Source organism: Inquilinus sp. (assembly GCF_057815775.1).
The window spans coordinates 1-5,557 of sequence record NZ_JBYRFX010000206.1 but is presented as its reverse complement, the minus strand read 5'-3'; the positions used below and the strand labels follow the sequence as shown (position 1 = coordinate 5,557).

Here is a 5,557-nt window from a genome sequence, read left to right as displayed (position 1 = left end):
GAAACGGCCGGCTGAATCCGTCCGGCGGAGCGGGCCATCGCTCGCGCCGGATGCGTGCCTGTATCGGGAGAGTCTTCGGAAGTGAGCGACACGGCCAGCCATCTCGATGCCTTGCGCGCGCTGGTCGGGGCGCGCGGCCTGCTCGCGGCGCCCGACGACCTGTCCGCCTATGAGACCGGGGCCCGCTACGATCGCGGCCGGGCGGCGTTCGTGGTGCGGCCGGCGACCACGGCCGAGGCCTCCGCGGTCATGGCCTACTGCGTCCGCCACGGCATCGCCCTGGTGCCGCAATCGGGCAACACCGGCCTGGTTGCCGGGTCGACGCCGGACGGCAGCGGTGGGCAGGGCGTGCTCAGCCTCGATCGGCTGGCCGGCCCGGTCGATGCCGACGTCGCCAACCGCAGCGTCACCGTCGGCGCCGGCACGCGCCTGTCCCGCCTGAACGAGGAATTGGCGCTGCATGGCCTGACCCTGCCGATCGACCTCGGGGCCGACCCGATGATCGGCGGCATGGTCGCGACCAACACCGGCGGGGCGCGGTTTCTGCGCTATGGCGACATGCGCCGCCATGTGCTCGGGCTCGAAATCGTTCTGCCGGATGAGGCCGGCACCGTGCTCGACCTGACCCGGCCGCTGCGCAAGAACAACACCGGGCTCGACCTCAAGCAGTTGTTCATCGGCACCGGCGGCGCCTATGGCCTGGTCACGCGGGCGGTGCTGGAGCTGCGTCGCCTGCCGCAGCAATCGGCCACCGCCATCCTGGTGCCGCGCGACGATGATGCTGTCATGGAACTGCTCATCGCCTTCGAGGAGCGGGTGGGCGATCACCTGGCGGCGTTCGAGGGCATGTCCGGCGCCGCGGTCGCCCTGGCGCTCAAGCATCACGACCACCTGCGCAACCCCTTCGCGCCGCATCCGCCGCCGCCCTTCTGCATCCTGGTCGAGATCGAGCGGTCCTGGGCGCCGCGCGCGCAGGAACCATCGATCGATGCGCTGATGGAGCAGGTGCTGGGCGAGATCTGGGCCTTGCCGGGCGAACCGCTGGCCGATGCCATGCCGGGCCGCGGCACCGATTTCTGGGCGTTGCGGCATGTGCTGACCGGGAGCCTGGCGGCGGAAGGCCGGGTGATCGCCTTCGATCTCGGTTTCGCCCGGGCCGCGGTGATGCCGTTCCGCCGGGCCATGACCGCGATCCTGGCGCGGGAGCATCCGGAGGTCCGGGTCTGCGATTTCGGCCATGTCGGCGATGGCGGCGTGCATTTCAACCTGGTGGTGCCGCGCGACTCCGCTCTGGCGCATGACCCGTCGCCGGTGCGCGACCTGGTGTTCGGCGAGGCAGTCGAACGGTTCGGCGGCAGCTTCAGCGCCGAACACGCCATCGGCCGGGCCAACCAGGCCTTCTACGAACGCTTCATCGATCCCCGGCAGCGCGCGATCGCCGGCGCGATCCAGGACCTGCTGGCACCCGGCCGCCTCGGCGCGGTGGATTTCCGGGAGTCCGCAGAGCCTTAGGGCCGGCTACAGCTGGAACTGCAGCCGGCGCGACAGCACGATGCCGGCCGCCCCGCGCAGGGTCGCGAGATTGCCCTGGTCGGTCAGCAGCACGCGCGGATCGCTGCCCGGGCGCGGCGGCACCAGCTGGCCGACATGCTCCTCGATCGCGGCGCGCAGGCGCTCGCCGGCCTCGACCACGTCGCCATGCAGCACGAAGTGGTTCGGCGCCAGCGTCTGCTGCAGGTTGGCGATGCCGACCGCGATGTTGCGGGCATAGAGGTCGAGCAGGCGCAGCGCCGGCTCCAGGCCTTTCCCGGCGAGTTCGCTGAGCAGGGCAGGGGTCATGGCATCGGCCGAGGGCAGGCCGGCCGCCTGCGCCTGGCGCCGCAGCCAGCTGGTGGTGGCGATCGTTTCCCAGCAGCCGCGGCGCCCGCAGGCGCAGACCTCGCCATCGACCTGGACGAAGGTGTGCCCGATCTCCCCGCCGGCGCCGGCCGGGCCGCTGTGCAGATGCCCGTCCAACTGCAGGGCGCTGCCGATGACGTCCGAGAGGTACAGCACCGAAAAGGTCCGCAGGCTGCGGCCGATGCCGAACCAGCGGTCGGCCAGCAACAGTGCCCGCGGATGATGGTCGAGATAGACGGGAAGGCCGATCCGCGCCTCGAGCGCCGGGCCGAGGGCGAGGCCGGACAGGATCGGCGCCAGGTTGACCTTGACGATGACGCCGCGGTCCCGGTCGATCATCCCGGTGGCGCCGACGCCGATGCCGAGCGGCGGCTGCCGCGCGGCCGCCAGGGTGCGCGCCAGGCTGGCGACGATCGCCGTGACGGCCTCCTCGGGGTCGCGGCCGGCCGGCGGGAACTGTTCGTGCTCGACCGCGGTGATCTCACCGGTCCAGGATACCAGCGCCGTGCGCACCGAACCGTGCCGCAGGTCGATCGCGCCGATCTGCGGTGCGTCGGGCGAGAACTGCAGCGGCCGGGCGGGCTTGCCGCCGGCACCGCCCGGCGAGGTGGGGTCCCCCTCCACCAGGATGCCGTCGTCGATCAGAGGCTGGACGATGCCGGTGATGGTGGCGCGGTTGACGCCGATGTGGCGGGCGAGGTCGGCGCGGCTGGTCGGCCCCAGGTCGAACAGCGACTGCAGCAGGCGGCCGCGGTTCACGTCGCCCATCTTGGCCGGGGACAGCAGGGAATGGGGCCGGGGCTTCACCGGCTCGGCGGCGGCGGGCGGAAAGGGTCCGTCTCCGCCTTGGCCGCGTGCGGTTCCCGTCACGCGGTCCGACATCTTTCCAATCGACATATCCTGCTCTTCCGAGGAGGTGGGGCAGGCCCCGGCCTCCTGACTCATTAGATCGGTGGCGTGTGGTGCGGAACTCCACGCCGCCATCCCGATCCCAAGCTCTGACACGTTTCCCGCGTTGACGGCAAGTTTGTTTGGAATTATAACAAACATATAGAACGAGGCCGATTCGAAGTCTCGCGATTACCGGCCGCGACAAGAATAAGAACAAAAGAACCAAGTCTTATTCGGGAAGGCTTTCGTCCAAAACGACGAAGAACAGGGAGTCGCAACATGATTCACAAGAAGATTGGTGTGGGCTTGGGTCTCCTGGTCGGCGCCGCAGCGCTGATGGGCAGCGCTACGGTCGCGGACGCGGCGACGCTGCGGGTCGTCGTCGGCTACTACAGCGCGGCGACGCAGGATATCTTCGAGGGCATGGCCAAGGATTTCATGGCCGCCCATCCCGGTGACGAGGTGAAGGTCGAAGTCGTTCAGTGGGACAACCTGCAGCAGCGGCTCACCACCGACATCGCCGGCGGGACCGCACCCGACATCGCGATGATCGGCACGCGCTGGCTCATCGACTACGTCAAGAACGACATCGCCGAGCCGCTCGATTCCTACATCACGCCGGAGTTCAAGGGCCGATTCATCGAGGCGTTCCTGTCGCCTTCGACCCTCGACGGCAAGATCTACGGCCTGCCGGTCGCGGCCTCGGCCCGCGCCATGTACTACAACAAGGATCTGCTCGCAAAGGCGGGCGTGTCCGAGCCGCCGGCGACCTGGGACGCCGTCGTCGACGCCGCCCGCAAGATCAAGGCGCTCGGCGGGGACACCTACGGCTTTGCCATGCAGGGCAAGGAGATCGAGACCGACGCCTTCTGGTATTATTCGTTGTGGACGCATGGCGGCGACATCATCGTCGACGGCAAATCCGGCGTCGCCAGCCCCCAGGCGATCGCGGCTCTGACGCTTTACAAGAGCATGATCGACGAGGGGCTGACCGAGCCCGATCCCACCGGCCTCAACCGGCAGGACATCGAGCGGCTGTTCAAGCAGGGCCGCATCGGCATGATCCTGACCGGGCCCTGGCTGCGCGGCCAGATCAAGACCGATGCGCCGGACCTCAACTATGCCATCGCGCCGATCCCGGCCGGTTCGGCCAAAGCCACCTATGGCGTGACCGACACGCTGATGGTGTTCAAGTCGAGCAGCCAGAAGGAGCTCGCCTGGAAGTTCCTCAGCGAGACCGCCTTCAGCGACAAGTGGCGCGTCGAATTCAGCACCAAGGAGGGTTTCCTGCCTGTCATGAAGGCCGAGGCCCAGGCGCCGGTCTTCGCGGACGATCCGCAGCTCAAGGCTTTCACCGAGATGCTGTCTTACGCCCATTTCGCGCCGCAGGTGGCGAATTGGGAGCAGATGGTGGATGCGGTGATCAGCGCGCTGCAGAAGACCTATATCGGCCAGGCCAAGCCCGAGGACGCGCTCAAGGAAGCGGCCGCGACGATCGACAGCCTGATCCAGCAGTAGGGCCGGATCGGTGACGGCCGCCGCCGGCGGCGGAGCCATGAGCCGGGCGAAAGCACGGTCCAACGGCAGGGTAGGGCGCGCCAGTGCGCCCTACCTCCTGATCCTGCCGTCGATCCTCTTCGCCTTCTGGATCATCGGCTATCCGATCTTCGACATGGCGCAGATGTCGCTGCAGACGGTCAACCGCTTCGGCGGCATGACGGGCTTCAACGACTTCGGCAACTACAACAGGCTGTTCTCGCATCAGCTGTTCCTCGGCTGCCTGTACCGGACGCTGGTCTGGACGGTCTTCGTGGTCGGCGGCACGGTGCTGCTGTCGGTTCCGATCGCGCTCGCGCTCAACCAGGACTTCGTTGGCCGCCACGTCGCTCGCGTCATCATCATGCTGCCCTGGGCGGTCTCGCTCACCATGAGCGGCATCGTCTGGCGCTGGTCGCTCAACGGCCAGTTCGGCATGGTCAGCGCGACGCTCAACCAGTTCGGCCTGGTCAAAGAGCCGGTCGAGTGGCTGGCGACGGCGAACACCGCCTTTCCGATCGAGATCGCGATCGGCATCCTCGTTTCGATCCCCTTCACCGTGACCGTCCTCCTCGGCGGCCTGTCCTCGCTGCCGGCCGACATCTTCGAGGCGGCCAGGATCGACGGCGCCAGCCCCTGGCAGCGCTTCCGCTACCTCACGGTGCCGCTGATCCGTCCGTTCCTCAACATCGTGCTGGTCCTCAACTTCATCTACGTCTTCAACTCCTTTCCGCTGATCTGGGTGATGACGCAGGGCGATCCGGCCAACAGCACCGACATTCTCGTCACATGGCTCTACAAGCTCGCCTTCCGCTATGGCGAGCTCGGGGTCGCCTCGGCGCTGTCGATCGTGATGTTCCTGATCCTGCTCGCGCTCACCATCGCCTATGCGGCGCTGGCGATGCGCAACGAGGAGAGGATGAACTGAGATGGACAACCTGCTCCGCAGATCCACGCTGATCTGGCTCGGGCTCGGGCCGCTGTGTCTGGTCATCCTGTTCCCGTTCGCGGTGATGATCTCGACCGCGGTGAAGCCGCGGGCCGAGGTGCTGGCCTTTCCGCCGCATTGGCTGCCGTCGGAGATTCGGTGGGAGAACTTCGCCGACATGTGGCAGGCGGCACGCTTCGGGCCGGCGCTCGCGAACAGCCTGTTCGTCAGCATTGCCGCGACCATCCTGTGCCTGCTGATCGCGATCCCTGCCGCCTATGCGATGGCACGCATGGAGTTCCG

4 protein-coding genes and 1 pseudogene are annotated in these 5,557 nt (G+C 67.9%); 4 read left to right on the top strand and 1 reads right to left on the bottom strand.

Going from position 1 to position 5,557, the window contains the following annotated elements; genetic code table 11:
* The first annotated feature begins 81 nt into the window (after positions 1 to 81).
* On the top strand, positions 82 to 1,512 hold the full coding sequence (locus tag AC3XYG_RS07295) for an FAD-binding oxidoreductase (protein ID WP_489139146.1): 1,431 nt from the start codon (positions 82 to 84) through the stop codon (positions 1,510 to 1,512).
* A gap of 6 nt (positions 1,513 to 1,518) precedes the next feature.
* Here AC3XYG_RS07295 and AC3XYG_RS07290 read toward each other — a convergent pair whose 3' ends face one another.
* Positions 1,519 to 2,706 (bottom strand): ROK family protein, encoded by a 1,188-nt coding sequence (locus tag AC3XYG_RS07290; RefSeq protein ID WP_489139145.1) that lies wholly within the window; start codon positions 2,704 to 2,706, stop codon positions 1,519 to 1,521.
* Between the two features lie 363 nt (positions 2,707 to 3,069).
* Between AC3XYG_RS07290 and AC3XYG_RS07285 the strand changes: the two genes are divergently transcribed.
* The 3 genes and pseudogenes from AC3XYG_RS07285 to AC3XYG_RS07275 form a co-directional block, all read left to right on the top strand.
* Positions 3,070 to 4,308 carry an ABC transporter substrate-binding protein gene (locus tag AC3XYG_RS07285; protein WP_489139144.1) on the top strand — a complete coding sequence of 413 codons (1,239 nt, stop codon included), beginning with the start codon at positions 3,070 to 3,072 and terminating at the stop codon, positions 4,306 to 4,308.
* Positions 4,309 to 4,345: 37 nt separating this feature from the next.
* On the top strand, positions 4,346 to 5,254 hold the full coding sequence (locus tag AC3XYG_RS07280; RefSeq protein WP_489139143.1) for a carbohydrate ABC transporter permease: 909 nt from the start codon (positions 4,346 to 4,348) through the stop codon (positions 5,252 to 5,254).
* 1 nt (position 5,255) lies between these two features.
* Positions 5,256 to 5,557 (top strand): annotated as a pseudogene (locus tag AC3XYG_RS07275) (hypothetical protein); the annotation flags it as partial.